Origin of the sequence: Candidatus Oscillochloris fontis (assembly GCF_004138135.1) — a bacterium.
Taxonomy (GTDB): Bacteria; Chloroflexota; Chloroflexia; order Chloroflexales; family Chloroflexaceae; genus Oscillochloris; species Oscillochloris fontis.
This window is the reverse complement of record NZ_RYFD01000027.1, coordinates 1-20829: the sequence shown is the minus strand read 5'-3', so window position 1 is coordinate 20829 and position 20829 is coordinate 1. Positions and strand designations below refer to the sequence as shown.

Sequence of the window (20829 nt, the reverse complement as noted above, 5' to 3'; positions counted from 1 at the left end):
ATGTGCTATCCTATGGGCATACTTCTCGTTGAGTTTGAGGAGCAACGCCCATGGTGCGCGAGCGCTACACCCGGCAGATCAGCAGCCTACGCGAAGACCTGCTGCGTATGGGCAGCATGGTCGAACAAGCCCTGCTGCGGGCCATCACCAGCCTAGATACGTGGGACTCGACGATAGCCACGCAAATCATCCACGATGATGCGCAGATCGACGAGGTCTGGCGTTCGTTAGAAGAACGCACTATCCATCTGCTGGCCACCCAGCAGCCGATTGTCGCCAGCGATCTGCGGCTCATCACCGTCGCCAACGCAATTGCGAGCGAGTTGGAGCGGATTGGCGATTATGCCAATATTATTGCCCGCCGCGTCCGCCGTGCAACCCGTCGTCCGGTGCTAGTCACGCCACCCCCGGCGATCAAGGAGATGGCTACGTTGGCCATCCAAATGCTCAATACCAGCCTCGAAGCCTTCATCCGTCAGGATGTGGCCCTCGCTCACAGTCTGGCGCAGAGCGATGAACGGGTTGATGAACTCGAAGATCAACTGCGTAGTGAGATTATCGGCCTCGTCAAGGCTGATCCAGACAAGGTCGAAGCCGCAATTGATATGCTTGATGCCATCCACGCCCTCGAACGTACCGCTGACCGAGCCACAAACATTGGTGAGCGGGTGATCTTTTTGTCTACCAATAGTGTTGAGGATCTGAATTAAGGCAACCTCCTAGCTTCCGAGAAGCTTGAAGCTTCCCGGAAGCTCAGCCGGACAAAGGAAAGTCCCCGTGTCTGATGAAGAGACGCCACCACCAAATCCATCCTCCACCCCACATATCGGCCGCGAACGGTTGATCTTGATCGGTGCGCTGGTCTTTCTCTTCTTCTCATTGGGACTGACCTTCTTCTTCACCCCTAATCTGAGTACCCCACCGATCCCGCCAACGAGTACGTCCGGTGGGCTGGAACCGTCGAGTGTCGCCCTGATTACGCCCACCGATCCAGGAATGGCGGGGCTTACCCCCACATCAACTGATCTGGTCTATCCTAGCCCGGTCAATCCTAGCCCGGTCAATCCCAGCCCGGTCAATCCCAGTGCAACGGTCAGTGCTTACCCAGGGTTGGATGCAACCACGAATGCGGCCCTCGCCACCTCCAACGCTCTCGAGTCGCCAACGAGTAGCACCAGCGCGTACCCCATTGTGGAACCCGAAGGAACACCGCCAACCCAGCCGACGCTGCGACCTAGCCCGACGGTTCTGCCGGTGCCAACCCAGGCACCTGCGCCGACTCGGGTGGTTCAACCGACAAGCCCGCCACTGCCGACCAATCCGCCCACCCCTACCCATTCGGTGGTCGCCGCCGACGCTCCCGCCAATACGCCCATCCCCGCCGATCCCAAGGAGCCACCACCCACCCGCACGCCCACATCGGTGCTGCCCACAGCCATCCCGGCTGATGTGGTGCGCGGGGATGTCCACTGGCAAACTGGGCAAAGCCCGATTACGCTACGTCGCGATGTTCAGATCCCGCCCGGCGCTGAACTGGTGATCGAGCCGGGGGTTGAGGTGCGCCTCGATCCAGGGGTCTCAATTTATGTTGATGGCGGTCGCCTGTTGGTGATGGGGACGGCGCAACAACCGGTACGCTTTGTTGGTACTACCCGCGCCCGCTGGAGTGGTATCTTCGGTCGCCCCGGTAGCTACCTTGTGATGGAGTATACCCAGATTAGTGGCGGGGGAGCGGGCGGTACGCTGATGGCGGTTGAGTCGGGCAGCCTGACCTTGCGCAACACGCGCATCACCGAGAATGGCGGCGGGGTGTTGGTGAATGACTCCCAGTTGGAGATCAAGGATAGCGAGATCGCCGGGAATGATGTGCCGTTTGGTGCTGCGCTTGATGCCAGCTATAGCCTGGGTACCAATGTCACCCTGCACCGCAACCGCATCGCCGGGAACCGGCTGAGCGATGGTGCGCCCATGGTGCGGATCGCGAACCAGAGTACCTTTAGTGCCCTGTTGCTCGATCTTGCTGGCAATCTGGTACGCGGTGGGACGCCCAATCTGCAACTGCTCACCAATGGCCCGATCCAGGGGAATGTCACCTGTAATACCCTGATTGGTGATGGCCTCGGCTTTGGGCTACGCACCCAGACCATTCAGGTCGCGCCGAATGGTGTGCCGACCTTCGGGCAACTGAATGTGATCAATAACCTGCTTGATGAGCACGTTCCACCCATCGAACCGGTCTATCTCAAATATGGCCTGGGCCGGGGGGCGACCAGCGAAGTGCTGCTCGATATGCGCAACAACTGGTGGGGCGATTCCTCTGGCCCCTATGAACCCGATGCCAACCCAGAGGGTCGCGGCGATTCGGTGGGCAGTAATATCCTCTTTGCCCCCTGGCTGACTGAAGCGCCTGCCTGCGCCCCGCCCCATTAATCACCTATAACAGCGAAGCATCGCGCACCATAGGTTCTGGGGAACACGAACTGGGTTGGTGGGCAATGCTTCGACCCTGAGGAAGTTGCCTGATGCCTGAGAATGCCCACATCACGACTTCCCCTTCACCCGATGTCTTGCGCCGCTACCTCGGTGCTGATCTGGCGGATCGGTTGCTCAGTGGTGCCGCCCGCGACCAGGATTTCTTCGCTGCGGTGGCCCATCTGGCGAGTGTGCGCTATGCCCTGACGACCTACCTGCCCCGTCGTCTGCTCCAACACCAACTCCACGATCAGTGTGCGCAACCCTGGCTCGAATGGGTTGAGGGCACGCTGCTCTTTGCCGATGTGAGCGGCTCAACTGCGCTCGCCGAACGCCTCTCGACCCTGGGCCGCGAGGGTACCGAGATTGTCACCGATACGCTCAACTCCTACTTCGGCACGATGATCCGCAGTATCCAGCGCGCCGGGGGCGATCTGATCACCTTCGGCGGTGATGCGCTGCTGGTGCTCTTTGAGGGTGCCAACCATACCCAAGTTGCAACCGCTACCGCCCTGAATCTGCTGCATGAACTGAGCGACTTCCAACGCCATGTTCCGGGTATCGGCACCTTCCCCCTCAGTATGCACATCGGTGTCGAACGTGGGCGGATCGCCCTGGTGAGCGCTGGCCAACCCCAAGCCCTACGCTACAGCGCAATGGGCCATACCGTCAATTGTGTGGCCCTCGCCGAAGGCTACGGCGGTCGGGGCGAACTGGTGCTAGGCCCACTCGCTTGGCCCATCGTCGCTGCCGAGGCTCAGGGCGAAGAGGTGTACCCCGGCTATGTGCGCGTCCACCACTTCCAGAGTGCGCCAACGATCACGCCTGCTCCCCTGGATGAGCCGATCACGAGCTTCGATATGGCGGCGATCACCCGGCTCATGAGCCAGATTGACCAGATTAGCCCCTACTTGCCCCCTAGTCTCATGCTGCGTATCCTCGCCGACCCGCAGCGCCCGGTGATCGAGGCCGATCTGCGTCCGGTGACGGTGCTCTTCGCTCAGGTGATCGGCTTGAGTGATCTGGTGGAGCAACTCCCCGCCCACCATGCCGCCGCAGTGGTGGATGCCTTCCTCCAGCCACTTCAGGCTGCGGTGCAGCAGTATGGCGGGTTTGTGAATAAGCTCGATCTGGCCGATGAGGGCGATAAGCTGTTGGCGATCTTCGGTGCCCCAATTGCCTATGAAGATCACGCTGAACGCGCCGCCAGGGCGGCGCTGGCAATGCAGGTCGCGCTGCAACATGAACATCTCACCAAGAGTGTCCTCGGCCAGTTCCCGCCCTTGCACCTGCGGATTGGCCTCAATACGGGCAATGTCTTTGCCGGGAATGTCGGTACCGCCGAACGCAAAGAGTATACCGTCATGGGCGATGCGGTCAATGTCGCTGCGCGCGTGATGGTCAAGACGGCATGGGGCGAGATCCGCTGTTCCGCTGCCACCGCGACGCTGATCAGCCATACCTTGCAGTGCGAAGATCCGCAGCATGTTGCGGTGAAGGGCAAAGCCGAACCACTCGAACTCCTGCGCTTGGTGGGTGAGCGCGGCGTGGATGCCGATCAACTGGAGGTGCGAACACCTCTGGTGGGCCGCGAACGGGAGTTGATCTGGCTACGCGAACATGTCGCCCAGATGCTCGCCGGTAGCGGTCGGGTGGTGCGGGTAAGTGGCGAGGCCGGTATCGGCAAGACCCGCCTGGTGAGCGAACTCTTCGATGATCATCCGCATCTGCACACCATCCATGTGCGCTGCCTCTCCTTCAATACCAATACGCCCTACACGCCATGGGCCGATCTCCTGAGCACCATCTGTGGGGTTGAACCGACTGATGACCACACCACTCGTATCGCCCGCCTGAGCAGCGCACTTGAAGCCAGCAATATCCCGGCTGAGGATTGGTTGCCCCTTCTCGCTGAATTGCTACGCATTGAGGTTGGGGACTCGGCGATCATCCGGGCGCTCGATCCCCAACAACGCCAAGTGCGCCGCTTCGAGATCATCACCAGCCTCGTGCATACGGTGGCCCGTACTGAACATGGGGTGCTGATCACCTTCGATAACCTGCACTGGGCCGATCAGGTCTCGCTTGATCTCTGGCAGTACCTGGCCGCCAATCTGGACTCCATGCCGATCATGCTCCTCGGACTGCATCGCGGCGAACTCAACTGGGGCGGTGGCCCCCAAGGGGATGCCGCCGACGAATTGGATCTGGGGCGGCTCGCCGATGCCGATTGCGCTCGTCTGCTGGCGAGTCTCGCCCGCGATCATACCTTGAGTGATGATCTGCGCTACCAGATCATTGCCCGTGCGGGTGGCAATCCACTCTTCCTCGAAGAGTTGCTCCACGCCCTACGCAGCAGTAATACGGCCCTCGATGCCCTCCCCGATAGCCTGAGCGGGCTGCTCCTAGCACGTATTGATCGCCTGAATGAACGCGCCCGCGCCCTCCTGCGGGTGGCCGCAGTCATCGGCCAGCGGTTCCCGATCAGTGTGCTGCGTGCCGTCTACCTTGAGGAACAGAGCGTTCTGCTCAACCAATTGGCGAACCTTGATGCACAAGAACTGACCCGTCTCGAACGCGAGTTCCCTGATCACATCCACCTCTTCCGCCACGGGTTGATGCAGGAGGTGATCTATCAGAGCCTGCTCTATTCCCGGCGGCGCGAGTTGCATCGCCGCATCGGGGAATACCTGGAGCACCAGTACACACATGAGTTGGCCCAGGTACGTGCCGAGTATGGCGATGCCAGCCGCGAATACCTCGTGCAGATCGGGCGCAATGGTTCACTCCTCAGCCGGGCCGCCCGCGCCAATGGGAATGCGATCTTCCTGCTGGCCCACCACTACCGCAATAGCGACCGCCCCGACCGTGCGGTGCCCTACTTGCTGCTCTCTGGCCATATCGCCCGCGATGACTACGCCAACGAACAGGCACTCCAGTTCTACCAGTGGGCACTCGAAGCCCTCGGCGACAAACGACACGACCCGCAGATGTGGGAAGCCCGCGAGGCGATGGGCGATGTCCTCTGCACCCTAGGCAACTACGATCAGGCCCAGCGTGAATATGCCGCACTCCTCGTGGATACCGGCACGCCCCTGCCGCCCGCCGTCGCCGCCGAGGTGCTGCGCTCCTGGGGCGATGCACTGGAGAAGCAGGGCAGCTATGCCGAGGCGTTGGAAAAGTTGCGCCAAGCCGAGTCGCTCTGTCAACAGGCGCTCAATACCGTACCACCCCTGCTGCTCTCGGCGATCTATGCCGATATGGGCATGGTGCTCTTCCGCATCGGTGAGTATGAGCAGGCGCTGAGTATCTGTCAGACCGGGCTGGCCAAGATCCGCAATAATCGCCGCAGTGCCGAAGATGAGCGGATTGAGGCCGATCTGCAACGCCAGATCGGCACGATCCACGCCATGCGTGGCCAGTATGATCAGGCGCGCTTCCACTTTGAGAATGCGCTGGCCGCCCAAGAAGAGATTGACGACCTCTTCGGATGCAGCCGCTCCCACAACAACCTGGGCTATCTGGCCCAGTTGGAGAGCGACTATGCACGCGCTGTTGGCCACTACGAGCAGGCCCAAGAACTAGCCCGCAAGGTGCAATCCAAGTATGTATTGAGTAGTGTCCTGCTCAACCTCGCCGATTCCTACTGCCGCTTGGATCGCTACGCTGAGGCCGAGTATACCTGCAAAGAGGCGCTGGCGCTGTTTCAAGAGATGGGCGACCGTGATGGGATCGCCAAAGTGTACGATACCTTGGGGTTTATTGCCGATAGTCGGGGCGAATATAGCCAAGCCCTCACCCACTACCAGACCGCGTTAGGATTGCACCGCGAACTCGATAGCAGCTACCAGGAGGGCAATACGCTCGCGCTGATCGCCAGTATGCGCAACGCGCTCAACAGCCCAGCCGAGGCCCGCGAACTGGCCCAACAAGCCTACGCGATTGGCGAGCGCATCCAAGCGCCCCAACTCCTCGTCGAGGCACTCATCGCCCTCGCCGAGGCTGATCTGCGCAGCGCCGCGCTGACCGCAGCGGTGGCGCAGGCCACCCAAGCCGCCACGCTCGCCGAACAGATCGGCAGCCGCGCCAACTACGGCACAGCCCGCCGTCTGCTCGGACAGATCGCCGCCGCCCAGAACCTCCCCGCAGACGAACACTTCCTCGCCGCCGAACAGACCTTCCACCAGATCCAGAGCCGCCTGGAACTGGCCCGCACGTGGGCAGCCTATGGTGCCTATCTGAGTTCCTGCAACCCGGCGGCGGCAACGACGTATCTTATACAAGCCGAAGAAACCTTCCGCCGGATTGAAGCCAACGCCGAACTACATCACTTAATCGCGTACCGTACTACCCAGCAGAGACAGGAGTAACCCCATGTCACAAGAAGCCGTCCAGCAGATCATTGGCCGTGCCGTCACCGACGCAGCGTTCCGCCAGCAGCTCATTGACAATGCCAAAGCGGCATGCAAAGGCTACGATCTGACCCCCGAAGAGTTGGAGGCGCTCGAAGCGCTCGATGCCGAGAGCCTCAAGGTCTTCGCCGGCAGCCTTGATGTCCGTATCACCAAGACCGCCGGTAAAGGATTCATTTAGACATTTTGGTGGTATTTGGCGGCTGCGCCACCAAATACCACCAAAGAAGATTTTCTCAACACCGGAGGATGCAATGGAGTATAGCGAACTGCTCAGTGCTAAACGGAGCGAAATCTTCGCCATCGCAGCCCAATATGGTGCTTCCAACCTACGCATCTTTGGCTCGGTTGCCCGTGGCGAGGCTGGACCTGCGAGTGATATTGATCTGCTTGTTGCATTAGCCGACGACCGGAGCTTGCTCGATCTTATTGGCCTCTGGCAAGATCTTGAAGATCTCTTGGGGTGCAAGGTTGATGTGATTACTGAACGCGGGCTGCATGTGCGTATCCGTGATCGCGTCCTGAGCGAAGCGGTAGCATTATGACTGATGACCGCACCTATCTTGGCCATATCATTGATTGCATTCAACGAATCGAAGACTATACTCGTGATGATTTGGCTTTTGTGGCAACACCGGCTAGAAGCCGGTGTTGCCACAAAAGCCCCATTAGTTAGATCCGACTCGCCACCGCGCTACCCACCTCAACCGTACTATGGGCACGCTGCGCACCACGGGTAATATCGCCGGTCACGATCCCGGCCTCAAGCACCGCACTCACCGCCGCCTCAACCGCCCGCGCCTCTTGCTCCAAGCCGAGCGAGTAGCGCAGCAGCAGCGCCGTACTCAGGATAGTCGCCAGCGGATTGGCCTTGCCCTGGCCAGCAATATCCGGCGCACTGCCGTGGATCGGCTCATAGAGGCCCATCTTGCCACTACCCAGCGAAGCACTCGGCAACATGCCCATCGAACCCGCCAACATCGAAGCCTCATCAGTCAGGATGTCGCCGAACATATTCTCGGTGACAATCACATCAAAATCGCTGGGGCGGCGCAGCAGGTGCATCGCACACGCATCCACCAACATCCAGTCATACTGCAAGTCGCTAAACTCCTCGTGCATAATGCGGGTCGCAATACTGCGCCAGAGGCGGCTCGTCTCCAACACATTCGCCTTATCCACCAACGTCAGATGGCCATGGCGCTGCCGGGCCAAGCCTGCCGCGAGGCGCACAATCCGCTCCACCTCAGCCTGAGTATAGACACACAGATCGCTGGCCCACTCGCCCTGAGCATCATGGTCGCGGCGCTTCTCACCAAAATAGATCCCGCCGGTCAGTTCGCGCACCACGAGCAGATCCACATCCACCAGGCGCTCCGGGCGCAACGGCGAGGCATCGAGCAACAAGGGGTGCAGCGTCACCGGGCGCAGGTTGGCATACAACCCCAACGCCTTACGGATACCGAGCAGACCCTGTTCGGGGCGCACCTTGGCGTTGGGGTCATCCCACTTCGGGCCACCCACCGCCCCTAGGAGAACCGCATCACAATCCTGGCACGCCGTAATCGTCGCCTCAGGCAGTGCGGTACCGGTCTGATCAATCGCGATCCCACCAATCAGCGCCTCACGGATGGTGAAGGTGTGCCCATAGCGCACCCCCACCGCATGCAGCACCTTGATCGCCTCAGCCACCACTTCCGGGCCGATCCCATCGCCCGGTAGGGCGGTTATTGTGTAATCCACGTCCTCAACCTCTCAGTTCAAGCCGAATATCAGCCCGATGATACCACACGATCTCTTGTGGTAACGAACGGGTAACTTTTACTAGGTATACTGCGAACACAGGAAACAACTACGCTGTAGCGTATAGAACGAGCCGTACCTAAAGAGGAAACCCATGGCAACGCGACGGATCGAGTCGTTTCTTTTACGGATTGTCGTCTCGGACGAATCACGATCCGAGCCACCCCAGTGGCGCGGACGCATCCAGCATGTTGCCAGTGGGGCTGAGCAGCAGATCAACGAGCTTGCTCAGGCGGTAACCTTCATCTCCAACCACCTCAGTGGCCATGGTGGTACACGTGAATTTACCTTCGAGCCGACACGAACGGCTGAATGAATGTATGGTTGTGGTGATTGTTAGCAGGTAGCCATTTCATCCCCAGGTCTATGCTATCCCCGCCCCTTCGCCTGCCCTCGTACTCCTTCTTTGGTCCTCGGCTACCTGCTACGATCTACGTTCGCAAAAGATCACCCCCGGCTTTGATCTGCGCGTAGATCGCCACCGTCTCTGGCAGCGGCTCCACCCCCAACTCCTGCTCCAATGCCGTCACACAGCGCGCATAGAGACGCAGGGCCGTGCTGCGTTCGCCCAAGCCCCCATACGCACGCATCAGTAATTGATACGCCTCCTCCTGGGCCTGATCATACTCCAGCACCCGCCACGCCAATCCAATCGCCTCATGGGGTTGGCCATCATAGAGCAGCAGGTTGCCTAAGCGGATTGAGGCTTCGGTAAAGAGCAGACTCAGGCGTTCACGTTCCACCACCGACCAATCCTCATAGAGACAATCGGGGAGGAAGGTACCACCATAGAGACTCACCGCACGCTGGTAGAGGGGTAGGGACTCATTGTGCCGACCTTGGTGGTAGGTACTACGGGCCTGTTCAACTTGGGCCGAGAAATCAGCCGCATCATAGCTATGGTCGCTCTCGATATTGAAGCCATACGTATCGCCCTGCTGCACCACATAGTAGGTCGGCGCACCCTCAGGGCGATTAGGCTCAATCGCTTTGGTCAGCCGCGAGAGAGTAACGCGCAGATTATTCGCCGCCGCCTCCGACTCAAGGCCGGGCCAGAGCATATCCATGATGCGGTCGCGGGGCAACATACGGCCCCGCTCGACCAAGAGCAGTTGGAGCAATTGGCGCGCCTTGATACTCCGCCAATCCCGGTCACGGATCTCGACATCACCGCGCCAGACGCCAAAGCCGCCTAAACTACGAATATGCAGCGTATAGGCCGGACGGTAGACGAGGCGTTCAATCGCTTGTTCGGCGGCCAGCCGCACCGGCCCGTGGCGATCCTTGAGCATCGCCCGCAGCGCCGGGTAGGCCGAGGCCGCTCCGGCATCACCGAGCAACTGGGCAATGCGCACCCGTGCATTCGGGCCTGGCCCTGTCTCTAACATCCGCATGAGCAAGTTCGGAGCTTCGGTGGGCATATGACGGCGCAACACATCCCCCACCGCACGGGTGGCGATGCCGAGACGCAGGTTGTGTTCTGCTGCGACCTCAATGGTTGCGGCGGGGAGGAAGGGCAGATAGCCAAAGCCATACTCATCGCAGATCTGCCAGCCATTCTGCATATCCTCATCAACCATATTCAGCTCGTTGCGGCGTTGATTAAGTGCGGCGCGGTAGAAACGCGCCAGCGCCAGGAAGAGACCATCGCCACGTACCGCCATCGCCGCGACAATATCATCAGCCAGCAGTGCCGCCCGATCCAGTTCACCACCTTCACCCAATCCAATCAACAGGAGCAACTGCATCCAGAGATCATGGGTGGACATGGTATTGAAGGGCGATTCAGCATCTTCAGAATGATCATGCCATGGTGGCTCGATGACCGTCTCAGCCGCACTGCTCCGCATCCGGCGCAACATGTGCGAGGCTGCTGCTGCGGCCTGGGTTGGCTGCTCCGTCTTAAGAAGCGCGTAAGTATCGAGTACCTGCACCCGCGTCAGCAACGCCCCCGTACCAACCCGATTAGCGACCGATCTTGCCCGTGCCAAATAGGTTGCGGCCTCTTCCGTGCGGCCCTGATCGAACATCAGCAACGCCAAGAAGAGCGCACTGCGCCCAAGCACGCCCTCGTTGGTAAAATCGCCCAGACGACGATGCACATCCAGCGCCACCCCGGTCGCCTCCTGCAAATGGCCCTGGAGATAGAGTGCCATCGCTTGGAGGCGCAGCAGATTCTGGCGCATGCGATCATCACGATCAATCTGCGGACTTTCTAGTGCAGCAGTGATGGTTGCCAAGGCCGCCGCCGGGTAGCCCTGTTCAATATGGATCGAACTGACGATCATGGCCAAGAGCCACTGCCAAAAGAGGCCACGCGGATGGCGGGCAGCTTGGGTAGCAACCCGCAAGGCCGCTGCATAGCGCCCCTGGTTGTAGAGCAGCGCCACCACACTCGCCAGCGCCGCCCCCCGCGCCCATGCATCACGGTCGCGGTTGGCAGCCCGTACCGCCCGAATACAGATCGCGGCAAACTCGGTGGGCCGATCCTCCCAGAAGATGAGCGCCGCCATATCACTGAGTGCCCGCAATTCGCGCTGCGGGTTGCCCTGCGTCTGGTAGATCTCGGCAGCCCGACTGATCGACTCCATCGCCTGCCTGCGGCTGGTCACCGCAAAGCTCTGGCCCCACATATGCAGCAACTCTGGATCACGATCACGGATCGCGGTAGGTAGATGCTCGATCCAAGCCCGGATGCTCTCGCGCTGGGGCGTGTTGATCAGCGGCCAGGCATGGCTACGGATGGCATACGCAATCGCCGCATGATCCTCGATCTGCACGTAGTGGCTGATCGCGGCTTCAAGGTTGCCGCGTTGCTCAAAGGCGCGCCCATAGCGCTGATGCAGCGCCACCAACTCCTCACGCGAGGAGATCTGTACGGCACGTTCACGGAGCAGCCGCTGCCAAAGCGGGTGCAGACGGTAGTTGCGCACGGGGCATTCGCTTGTCTCGACCACCGTGATCGGCAAGCCGAGTTGGACACAGCGCCCCAACATCTGCTCGGCATCTGGCATCGGCAATGCCTCCGCCAAGACATCGCTCTCCATGTGGGCCGCCAGTGCGGCGTGGGCAAGAAAAGCGACCAGTTCAGATGGAAGGTCGGCCATCACCTCGGAGGCGAGGTAATCAAAGAGATGTTGCTGGTTGTTGTCGAGCGCGTGTAGGTAGGCCGAATGCTGCTCCGGGGCTTGACGAGCTAAGGCACGAGCCGCAAGTTGCAGGCTAAGCACCCAGCCTTCAGTGCGATTGAGCAAGAGTTCCAGATCCACCGCATCCAGTTCAACCCCATTCCGCGCCAAAAGGTCGGCCACTTCCGCATGAGTAAGCGAGAGATCGGCCCGTTCAACCTCCACCAACTGGCCCTCAGCACGCATCCGTGGCAAGGGGGCCATACTCAATGGGCGGCGCGAGGCGATAATGATATGCAGCGCGGGTGGCGCGGTGCGCAACAAGTAGCCGATCAGCGCCGCCGTGATCGGCCCATCGGCAATCTGGTGAAAGTCGTCAATCACCAGAAAGGTTGGGGTTGTTAGGCTGCTCTGGAGATCACTCAGCAGCGCACTCGCCACCAATGGCCAATCACGGGTGACATTGGCCGCACTCTGCAAAAAGCGCCATGCCTCAACACCCACCTCTGGTAAACGACGCTGAACGGTGTTGATCAGGTACGCCAAGAGAAGCGCGGGCGCACTATCGCCACTATCCAGGCTCAACCAGCAGACATCAGCCCCGGTAAGCGTCAAATCGGCCACCCACTGCGTCAGAAGGGTGGTCTTCCCATAACCGGCGGGTGCCGTCACCAGAGTTGCCGGACGGAGGCGCACCTCAGCCAGTAACGCATGGAGATCGGGGCGTAATAGAACCTCGCTGCGCATAGGCGGCGGGGTGAACTTGAGTGGCAAGAGCGCCATTCGCGACTCGGCCACACTGCTGTGCTGAACAACCTCAGTCATAAGAAGTCTCTGCCCTGGAATATTCCTAGTAGTTGGCGGGCATGCACTACCCACGCAGAGCTATCTGACTATGGGTCATTATACCGTTCAAACCCCTCATCTGTATAGAGTATAAAGATGGCTTTGGTGCCTGAACCGGGTTGTTGGTAGATTGGGGTGAAGATCATGGTGCCACCTTCAAAGAACTGGATCACGCCCTGATTCGTATCCTTCAACTCAATCTCAGCGCTACGCCAGTTCCCCAACGCCTCAGCCACGCCCGCTTTGCCAAAATAAACGCGGCCAAAGCCACGCACCGGGTAGTTTGGAGTCGGTTCTGGGGTAACATCGGGGTAGGAAGCGGCTTCGGTGGCCGGGACCAACGTGTAGTCACCGTTATTCAAGCCATAGAAGACGACAATCGTATCTTTCATCTTGGTCGGGTTGAGTCCCCAATAGAACATGGTGCCGCGTTCAAAGAACTGGATCGCGGCATGGCCGCCCTGTTCGCCCGCCAAGGGGCAACCCAAACGGGTACGGATGCTGACCTCCTCGCGGTAGAGCCGCCCAAAACCGCCCTGAAGCATGCCCTCGGTACAATCCACCGTCGGCGTGGGCGTGGCGCTCGCGGTTGGGGTTAGTGTAGCGGTCGCGGTGGGCGGAATCGGCGTGGAGCTAGAGGTCATACTGGGGGTTGCCGTCACCACCACCACTACCGGCGCAGCCGTGGGCAGCGGGGTGGTGGTGGGCATCGCACTAGGGATTGGACTTGGGCTTGGGCTAGGCGGCTCAAGCACACCCGCCGGTACGGGGGTCGGTTCGAGGGTTGGCACGGGAGTTGATTGGGGCGTGAAGCTCGCCGTCGGCGTATCCACCACGGCCACACTCGAAGGCTCCGCCCTCGGCGGTGTTCCCACGATCATCCCCATGGCCACCGCCAAACCACCCGCCAAGAGCGCGAGGATGATCGCAATGATCCAGGGCAGATTGCTACTGTGCCGCACCTCCGCGAGTGGTGTGGGGGTTACGGGGATCTGGGGTGACGGGGATGAATCCGCAGTGGCCAGTGGCCGCACCACGTTCCCCAGCGTTGGGGCGCTGTTGATCAGTGCCGGAGCCGCTGGCAGCAATGGCGGAACCCCCACCGCCGTGGATTGCCCCACATCAAGTGCCGCGAGGGCGGCCACAAAGGCGCTGGCAGTCGGGAAACGGTTGGCCGGATCGGTAGCGACCGCGCGCATAATAATCGGATCGAAAGCTGGATCAAGCCCCGACACGACACTACTCGGCGCGGGCGGCATCTGGTAGAGATGCGCCAGCAAGATATCCTGGGTACTGCCCTCAAAAGCGCGCCGCCCGGTAAGAGCGCGAAAGACGAGCATCCCCAACGCATACACATCGGTGCGCGCATCCACTGGTTGCCCAGCGATCTGCTCTGGGGCCATATAGTCGGGGGTGCCCAACAGTGAGCCGGTGGTCGTCAGGCCGGGGGCGTCGAGGCGTTTAGCGATCCCAAAGTCGGTGAGCATCACCTGGGGTGGCCCGGCGGAGGTCGCGCAGAGGAAGATATTCCCCGGCTTAATATCGCGGTGAACCACGCCGCGACAATGCGCGTAGTCGAGCGCAGCGGCGACGGGCTGGAGCAGGGCGCAGATTTCGGCGGCGGGTAACGCACCAGCCCGTTGCAGAAGATCCTGAAGCGTCTCGCCGTGGAGCAACTTCATAGCCATATAGGCCATTCCGTCATGCTCGCCAACATCATAGACCGGGACAATATGCGGATGCTCCAAACTGGCAGCGATCACCGCCTCGCGGCTAAAGCGCTCGATCAGCGTCGGATCATCGCTATACTGCGGGTAGAGCACCTTGAGCGCCACCGCCCGTTGGAGCAACGTGTCGGTCGCAGCATAGACCGCCGCCATCCCACCACGACCAAGGAGCGCAGTGATCTCATACCGACCGAGGCGCTGATTGATGAGCGAATTCAGCATAGGTGGCGTTCAACGTTAAGGCTCACACCCTCACACCCGCACCAATTGGTATTGTAACATACCGCCATGGTATACTCTTCTCGTGTAACAATACGGATATCGTCGGTGTCAGGCGCAGCCTGTACCCGACCCTCGCACATACTCGCATGTCACTACCGCGTGATCGCTTCACCCGCCGCACCTATGGCGGACACCCGACACCCCGCCGCCCCGCCTATCCTCGGCTGTTGCGGCCCAAGCCGCGCCCACCGGCTCGGCTGCCCCGCATTCTGGCCCAACTCTTCGTCGCACTCACGCTCTTGGTTGTCCTGATAATAAGTGGCGTCTTGGGAGCGGCCTATAGCGCCTACGCGCAGACGACCGCCAGCCTCAAGCCGCGCCTCGATGCGCTCAATGAGCGCGATCTCTTCCAAACCTCGCGCATCTTCGACCGCAATGGCACGCTGCTCTATGAGTTCTTCGATGCTGGTAAGCGCACTAACGTCAGTATTGATCAGATCTCGCCGCTGTTGATCCACGCCACCGTGGCGATTGAGGATAAGACCTTCTTCACCAACCAGGGGATTGACCTCAACGGGATTGTGCGTACCGCGATGAGCAGCCTGCAAGCGGGTGAAGAGACGGGTGGGGCTTCGACGATCACCCAACAGGTGATCAAGAATTATGTCCTGACGGGTGAAGAGCGTGATCCAGAGCGACGCTACGAACGCAAAGTCAAAGAGATTCTGCTGGCCCAAGAGCTAGATAAGCTCTATACCAAAGAGGCGATCCTCGAACTCTACCTGAACGAGAACTTCTATGGCAACCTCGCCTATGGTATCGAAGCGGCCAGCGAGGTCTATTTTGGGGTGCAAGCCAAAGACCTAACCCTCAACCAAGCCTCGCTCTTGGCCGGGTTGCCCCAACTCCCCAGTGTCTACAACCCGATCAACTATCTGGAACGCGATGCTGAGGGCGGCTTCCTGCCCGGTGTCTACCTGAGCGAGGGCTGGGAGCAACCCGACTACCCACTGCCCGCCAATCTGAGTGCCCCGCGCTGGCGCCAGATTTCCGTGCTGCGGCGTATGGTCGAGGATGGCTATGTGAATGCCGATCAGGCGCGGATCGCGGTCGGCCAACCGCTACGTTTCGCAGCCCAGGAGGTACCGCTCAATGCGCCGCACTTCGTCTTCTATGTGCGTGATCTGGTTCAGGAGCAGTACGGCCAGGCGGTGCTTACCGGCGGTGGCTTGCGCATCACCACCACCCTCGATCTCGATCTGCAAATGATGGTGCAACGCACTGCCGCCGAGCGCATCGCCGAGATCCGGGCGCGCAACATCCATAATGCAGCCGTGGTGGTGATGCAGCCCAACACCGGCCAGATCTTGGCCATGGTGGGTAGTATTGACTATAACGCGGTCGAGACGACCCGCACCCCCGGCGAGAGCGGCAATGTGATTGATGGCCAAGTGAATGTGGCCACCCGCGAGCGGCAGCCCGGTTCGGCGCTCAAGCCCTTCACCTACTTGGCGGCGATGGAGCAGGGGATCAGCCCCGAAACGGTGTTGTGGGATGTGCCCACTGAGTTCCCACTGAGTGGCGGTGAATGGTACGCCCCGCTCAACTACAACGCCAAGTTTAATGGCCCGGTGCGCATGCGCAATGCCCTCGCCAACTCGCTCAACATTCCCGCTGTACGGGCACTGAAGCTGGCGGGCATTAGCAACACCCTCGATCTGCTTGACCGCGTAGGGATCAAGAGCGGCCTCAAGCGTGGCGAGTCCTTCTATGGCCTCTCGCTCACGCTGGGAGGCGGCGAGGTGACGCCGCTGGAGTTGACCACCGCCTACAATACACTAGCCAGTGGTGGGCGCTACTATGCCCCCAGCGCTATTCTAGAGATTAGCGACGCAACGGGTGAGGTTCTCGAACACTTCACGCCCAGCCCCGGCCCGCAGGTGGTAGATAAGAGCCTCGTCGCCATCATCACCGACATGATGAGCGACGACCGCGCCCGCGCACCCGTGTGGGGGCTGAACAGCCCGCTCCAACTCAGCCTGCCAGCGGCGGTCAAGACCGGAACCTCCAACGACTGGCGCGATGCCTGGGCAGCCGGATTCACGCCATTTGTCACCGTGGCGGTCTGGACGGGCAACAACAATAACGAACCGACCGAAAAGGTGGAGAGCCTCACCGGCGGCGGGATCATCTGGCGCAATGTGATGGAGGAGATCTTCGTCTGGATCGCCGAAAAGCCGCGCTACCAGCAACTCTTCGCCGCACCCTTTGACGGAGCCGCGATGCCGACCAGCTTCAGCCTACCCGATGATGGCTCGATCATTCGCAGGCCAATCTGTGCGCTTCCAGGGCCATTTGGGGGCTATAACGAAGAACTCTTCACCAAACCCATGCTCACCGCACTGATCACCCCCACCAACACCCTCGCCCCCGGCCCCGCGTTGGATGCGCGCCTGAACAGCATCCAAATCCCATGTAGCGCCTTCACCAAGGCCGATGTGGTGCGTATTCCGAGTGAAGAAGAATGGAGCGACGACGGCATCTTGCAGATCCAGGTTCCCAGCAGCGATGAGAACAATAGCGTTGCCGATATGAGTATGCTCAGCCAGGGCAACTACTGTCGTCCGGTGGCCGGACAAACCTACCCTGACGGACTGCGCAAAACGATCTACATCTGGAAGATTCCCCCGCCCGATCTGAATGAGCGGGTGCGCTACGTCTGGAGCGGCGGATCGGCGGCCTCAGGCGGCATGAGCCTCTCCGGGCTACCCGAATGTACCCCGGACATGTTCGAGCCACCCGTGCCCATACCACCCGTAGCCGGGGCCATCCTCATGCCCAACCTCAAAGGTCTGGGTGAGAACCAAGCCAAGGAAGCCCTGGCAGCACTGGGCATCCCCAGTTGGCAGATCTATGTGGACTACCAGACCCGCGAGCGCATCCCCAGCGACTATGACCGCTTTGTACCCTACGCGGTGGTAAGTACCTTACCGGCAGCGGGCGACTGGATCATACCAGGGACGACGGTGGTGCTGGGGATTCGCGCCCCCGACACGGCTCCGGCCCCGGCTCTACCCACAGCGGAACCGGTGGTGCCAACACCACCCCCGAACGATCCGTTACCCTTCCCGGCACCTCCACCACCACCAAATAGTTGGTAGCGCCGCAAGATGGTGCGGCGCAATCTACCGCCGCACCATTTTGCGGCGGTAGATTGCGCCGCACCATCTTACGTCGCCTACCGTCGCGCCACCAACACCCGATAGAGCGTGAGGAAGAGCACACTCCCGCCGGTGCCCCAATACAACTGCTGCGCCCACAGTGTGTTGCTATCGCTGCCACTCCATACCCCGTGGGCCAGTGCGAGGGCAAACAGCGCGAAGCTGAGCACATGGATGACGCGCCATGCCGTGCGCCCCAAGATCCCTTTGAGGTAGAAACTCAGGCTGACGATCAGCATCAGATAGAAGACCACCTGCCCTAAACCCACCCAGAACGGCTGATAGCTCGTATAGGCAAACGGCACCAGCAGTTGCCGCAGATCAGCCTGAATGTAGTTATCACCGAGCAGAATAAGTGCGTGAAAGAGCGCAAAGGCCAAACCGAGCAGACTGGCATGCTGATGCAGATCGAAGGCGACTGGCCCACCCGGCCAGAGCCGCGCAGCGCGGCTGGTCATCAGCAAGCCAAAGATCATCGCCAGCCATAGCAGGCCATAGGAGACAAAGGCACTACTGCGCGCCAGATACCAGTAGGCTTTCGGCTCAGCACTCAATAACGAAGCCGTCAGACCGGGCAGCCATAGCGGTACGAGCACCACGGCCCCTAACGCCCCTGCGCCAACCGCCAACAGCATCAGCAGCAGGGTAGGGAAGGACATCGCGGCCAGATCCTCATCAACCATTGGCGCTGCGTCCGGAGGCGGCGCAACAATCGCGGCTGGCTCGGTTTTGGCCGCCGCCTTCGCGGCGCGGATGGCTGCCAAGCGGGCGGCTTTCTCTTCGGTCATCGAGCGATCCTTTCAGTATTGGTATCCATTCACGCTTGGGGTAAACAGAAACCACATATTGATGCAAAGGCGCCAAGACGCAAAGGTTGGTAACTGTTCACACTTGGGGTAAAAGAAACCTCGTGTTGACGCAAAGGCGCAAGGACGCAAAGGTTTTGTTGTCGGCTTTGCGCCTCTGCGTCTTGGCGTCAAAACCTGGAAGCTAGGAGAAGTGTGAACTGTTACAATACCAGAGCAGTGGGAAGTGTTAGCGCGACGAGCGCGTATTGGTTGCCGGAGCCGGAGCCGCCGGGGGCGGGACAGCAGGCCGCGCCGTCGGTACGGGTGGTGGGGCCGCCTCACGCAACGCCGGGGCTGGTGGAGCCGCTGGGGCGGCGGGGGCGGCTGGAGCCGCAGCCGCCGGAGCCGCAGCCGCCGGGGCGGCAGCCACCGGTTCCTGACGCGGCAGCGTGATGACCGGAGCCGCACCCACCGGGCGAACCGTCGCTACTGGTGGCGGCGCAGCAATCGGCGGAGCCTCCAACAACCACGCCGGGGGCGGTACTGTCGTCGGGGTTGCCACGACCTCTGGCAGGGTTGCGGCCTGAATGTTGGTGGTTCCGGAACTCAACGTCGCCCAACCAGCAATCGTCGCCGCCAGCGCAGTCGTCGTCACCAGAGCCTTTATCCCAGGTGTACCCTTCACACGGGGGTTACGTTGCTGTGCCATCGTTCTATGCTCCTTCAATAGGGGCGAAGCATCGCCCGCCCGTGTTGTTCGTATTCCCCACGCACCATGGTAGGCGATGCTTCGCCCCTACTAGTGGTCGCGCTCGCGCTCTTCGTGCTCGCGCTCTTCGTGATCATCCTCGTGCTCACGCTCTTCGTGCTCGCGCTCTTCGTGATCATCATCATCTGCATACTGCGGCGCAGGCGGCGCAGGCGGAGTACGGATCTCGGCATACACCACCTGGCCATTCAGCGCATCAACATAGATCTTGCTACCATCGCTAAAGATGACCACATAAGTCTGTGCGCCGCCCTGATCCTGCTGCAACTGCACACTCTGCACAGTTCCGCCGCCCATATATGCCTGAGCCGACTGGGTCGCCTGCTCTTGGCTGATCAGCTTAGGCGCAACTGCCTGATTAAGCAGCACCGTGCCACTCTGCGCATCCACATAGACCACGCCCTTATCGAGCGTCACCTCATAAGCCGCAACCCCCTGGTAGCTCACCAATTCGGGTGCCTTCACCAAGGTTGCCCCAGCATCGGCCACACTCAGCGCAATATCACGCGCCTGATCGGCAGAGACCGCATAAGTTGGGGCTGCTGGAGCCGGTACGGCGGTGGGAGGCACAACCACAGTTGGTGCCGCCACCGGAGCCACCACCACCGGGCGGCTCGCCACCGCCACAGACTGCGAGGCTTGATCGGCAATCGCTTGGCGGCTCTGCTCCAAGGTACCAATCTGGTCATTCGCCTGGGCAATCTGGTCATTGGCCGCATTGAGGCGCGCATTGGCTTCATCAAGCGCCTGCTGGTAGGCGGCCTCACGCTGCTGGATCAGCGCCTCAACCGTCGGGTCAAGGCTCACCAGTGCGGTTGGTTCGAGGGTACTTATGGTCGTTGGGGTGACATCGGTGGCCCCAACATTACTCGATAGACGACTCGCCAAGCCCCCCGCAAGCACGAGCAGAAAGGCGGTGAGGGCGGCGGCAATCAGTAGAGCGCTGCGTTGATTCATCGGGAATGCTCCTGTCGTATCCTTACCTGATGGGCTAAGGATAGCAGGCATTCCTTAGAATTTGTTTGGAATGGGTGTGAGATCTTTTGAAGATTGGAGGGAGGTACGCTTTATCCGCAGATGACGCAGATTGCGCAGATTGCGCAGATTGTTTTGTTAGTCCTGGGATGCGCCGTTGGCTTCGGCAGGCTCAGCCAACGATGCGCTGGCGTTGGCTGAGCTTGCCGAAGCCAACGCCACACCACCCCTGGGCGCGTCGCGACGAAGCCCCTACGCCATTGGGATGCCCGATACCCCATCCGTAGGGGCGCATCGTGATGCGCCCGCTAAGCACAATTCACACCAAAGGGTAACTAACCGTATGAGATAGCAACCCTAACGAGAAAGAGAGCCACCCGATGAGCACAGGGTAGGTGTATGCTTAATGGTGGTCGGACGTTGGACTTGAAAACATGAGCGGATCGGGGCATACGTTCAGTGTCTA

General features: G+C 60.5%; 13 protein-coding genes. 7 read left to right on the top strand and 6 right to left on the bottom strand.

Annotation, left to right across the window (positions count from 1 at the left end; genetic code table 11):
- Positions 1–50: 50 nt before the first annotated feature.
- The 5 genes from phoU (at position 51) to EKD03_RS11245 (ending at position 7429) form a co-directional block, all read left to right on the top strand.
- Entirely contained in the window at positions 51–710 is a 660-nt protein-coding gene (gene phoU / locus EKD03_RS11265; RefSeq protein ID WP_129630628.1) for a phosphate signaling complex protein PhoU, read from the top strand.
- A gap of 67 nt (positions 711–777) precedes the next feature.
- Positions 778–2430, top strand: coding sequence for a right-handed parallel beta-helix repeat-containing protein (locus tag EKD03_RS11260; protein WP_129630626.1), 1653 nt, complete (start codon positions 778–780; stop codon positions 2428–2430).
- 92 nt (positions 2431–2522) lie between these two features.
- The gene (locus EKD03_RS11255; protein WP_129630624.1) at positions 2523–6842 is read left to right on the top strand and encodes an adenylate/guanylate cyclase domain-containing protein; all 4320 of its coding nucleotides are present in this window, start codon (positions 2523–2525) and stop codon (positions 6840–6842) included.
- 4 nt (positions 6843–6846) lie between these two features.
- Positions 6847–7065 carry a Franean1_4349 family RiPP gene (locus EKD03_RS11250; RefSeq protein WP_129630622.1) on the top strand — a complete coding sequence of 73 codons (219 nt, stop codon included), beginning with the start codon at positions 6847–6849 and terminating at the stop codon, positions 7063–7065.
- A gap of 73 nt (positions 7066–7138) precedes the next feature.
- A complete protein-coding gene (locus EKD03_RS11245) occupies positions 7139–7429 on the top strand; it encodes a nucleotidyltransferase family protein (protein WP_129630620.1) in 291 nt (96 codons plus the stop codon).
- A gap of 127 nt (positions 7430–7556) precedes the next feature.
- Here EKD03_RS11245 and leuB read toward each other — a convergent pair whose 3' ends face one another.
- Positions 7557–8627 carry a 3-isopropylmalate dehydrogenase gene (gene leuB / locus EKD03_RS11240; RefSeq protein WP_129630618.1) on the bottom strand — a complete coding sequence of 357 codons (1071 nt, stop codon included), beginning with the start codon at positions 8625–8627 and terminating at the stop codon, positions 7557–7559.
- A 154-nt stretch (positions 8628–8781) separates the two neighbouring features.
- On the opposite strand from leuB, the gene EKD03_RS11235 reads away from it, so the two are divergent.
- Positions 8782–9003, top strand: coding sequence for a hypothetical protein (locus EKD03_RS11235; RefSeq protein WP_129630616.1), 222 nt, complete (start codon positions 8782–8784; stop codon positions 9001–9003).
- A gap of 115 nt (positions 9004–9118) precedes the next feature.
- Here EKD03_RS11235 and EKD03_RS11230 read toward each other — a convergent pair whose 3' ends face one another.
- On the bottom strand, positions 9119–12640 hold the full coding sequence (locus tag EKD03_RS11230) for an AfsR/SARP family transcriptional regulator (protein WP_129630614.1): 3522 nt from the start codon (positions 12638–12640) through the stop codon (positions 9119–9121).
- 68 nt (positions 12641–12708) lie between these two features.
- A complete protein-coding gene (locus tag EKD03_RS11225) occupies positions 12709–14610 on the bottom strand; it encodes a serine/threonine-protein kinase (protein WP_129630612.1) in 1902 nt (633 codons plus the stop codon).
- Positions 14611–14756: 146 nt separating this feature from the next.
- On the opposite strand from EKD03_RS11225, the gene EKD03_RS11220 reads away from it, so the two are divergent.
- Positions 14757–17771: a transglycosylase domain-containing protein gene (locus EKD03_RS11220; protein WP_238613495.1), complete on the top strand. Its 3015-nt coding sequence runs from the start codon at positions 14757–14759 to the stop codon at positions 17769–17771.
- A 77-nt stretch (positions 17772–17848) separates the two neighbouring features.
- Here EKD03_RS11220 and EKD03_RS11215 read toward each other — a convergent pair whose 3' ends face one another.
- From EKD03_RS11215 to EKD03_RS11205, 3 genes are all read right to left on the bottom strand, one after another.
- Entirely contained in the window at positions 17849–18619 is a 771-nt protein-coding gene (locus tag EKD03_RS11215) for a ferric reductase-like transmembrane domain-containing protein (protein ID WP_129630610.1), read from the bottom strand.
- 247 nt (positions 18620–18866) lie between these two features.
- Complete coding sequence (locus tag EKD03_RS18430) at positions 18867–19328, bottom strand: hypothetical protein (protein ID WP_161569246.1); 462 nt, start codon at positions 19326–19328, stop codon at positions 18867–18869.
- A 90-nt stretch (positions 19329–19418) separates the two neighbouring features.
- Positions 19419–20345, bottom strand: coding sequence for a PepSY domain-containing protein (locus tag EKD03_RS11205; RefSeq protein WP_129630606.1), 927 nt, complete (start codon positions 20343–20345; stop codon positions 19419–19421).
- Positions 20346–20829: the final 484 nt, after the last annotated feature.

Excerpts from the sequence above, each read along its gene's own strand:
- phoU (WP_129630628.1), top strand. The coding sequence starts at position 51 with ATGGTGCGCGAGCGCTACACCCGGCAGATCAGCAGCCTACGCGAAGAC.
- EKD03_RS11255 (WP_129630624.1), top strand. The coding sequence starts at position 2,523 with ATGCCTGAGAATGCCCACATCACGACTTCCCCTTCACCCGATGTCTTG.
- EKD03_RS11250 (WP_129630622.1), top strand. The coding sequence starts at position 6,847 with ATGTCACAAGAAGCCGTCCAGCAGATCATTGGCCGTGCCGTCACCGAC.
- EKD03_RS11245 (WP_129630620.1), top strand. The coding sequence starts at position 7,139 with ATGGAGTATAGCGAACTGCTCAGTGCTAAACGGAGCGAAATCTTCGCC.
- EKD03_RS11235 (WP_129630616.1), top strand. The coding sequence starts at position 8,782 with ATGGCAACGCGACGGATCGAGTCGTTTCTTTTACGGATTGTCGTCTCG.
- EKD03_RS11230 (WP_129630614.1), bottom strand. The coding sequence starts at position 12,640 with ATGACTGAGGTTGTTCAGCACAGCAGTGTGGCCGAGTCGCGAATGGCG.
- EKD03_RS11225 (WP_129630612.1), bottom strand. The coding sequence starts at position 14,610 with ATGCTGAATTCGCTCATCAATCAGCGCCTCGGTCGGTATGAGATCACT.
- EKD03_RS11220 (WP_238613495.1), top strand. The coding sequence starts at position 14,757 with ATGTCACTACCGCGTGATCGCTTCACCCGCCGCACCTATGGCGGACAC.
- EKD03_RS11215 (WP_129630610.1), bottom strand. The coding sequence starts at position 18,619 with ATGACCGAAGAGAAAGCCGCCCGCTTGGCAGCCATCCGCGCCGCGAAG.
- EKD03_RS18430 (WP_161569246.1), bottom strand. The coding sequence starts at position 19,328 with ATGGCACAGCAACGTAACCCCCGTGTGAAGGGTACACCTGGGATAAAG.
- EKD03_RS11205 (WP_129630606.1), bottom strand. The coding sequence starts at position 20,345 with ATGAATCAACGCAGCGCTCTACTGATTGCCGCCGCCCTCACCGCCTTT.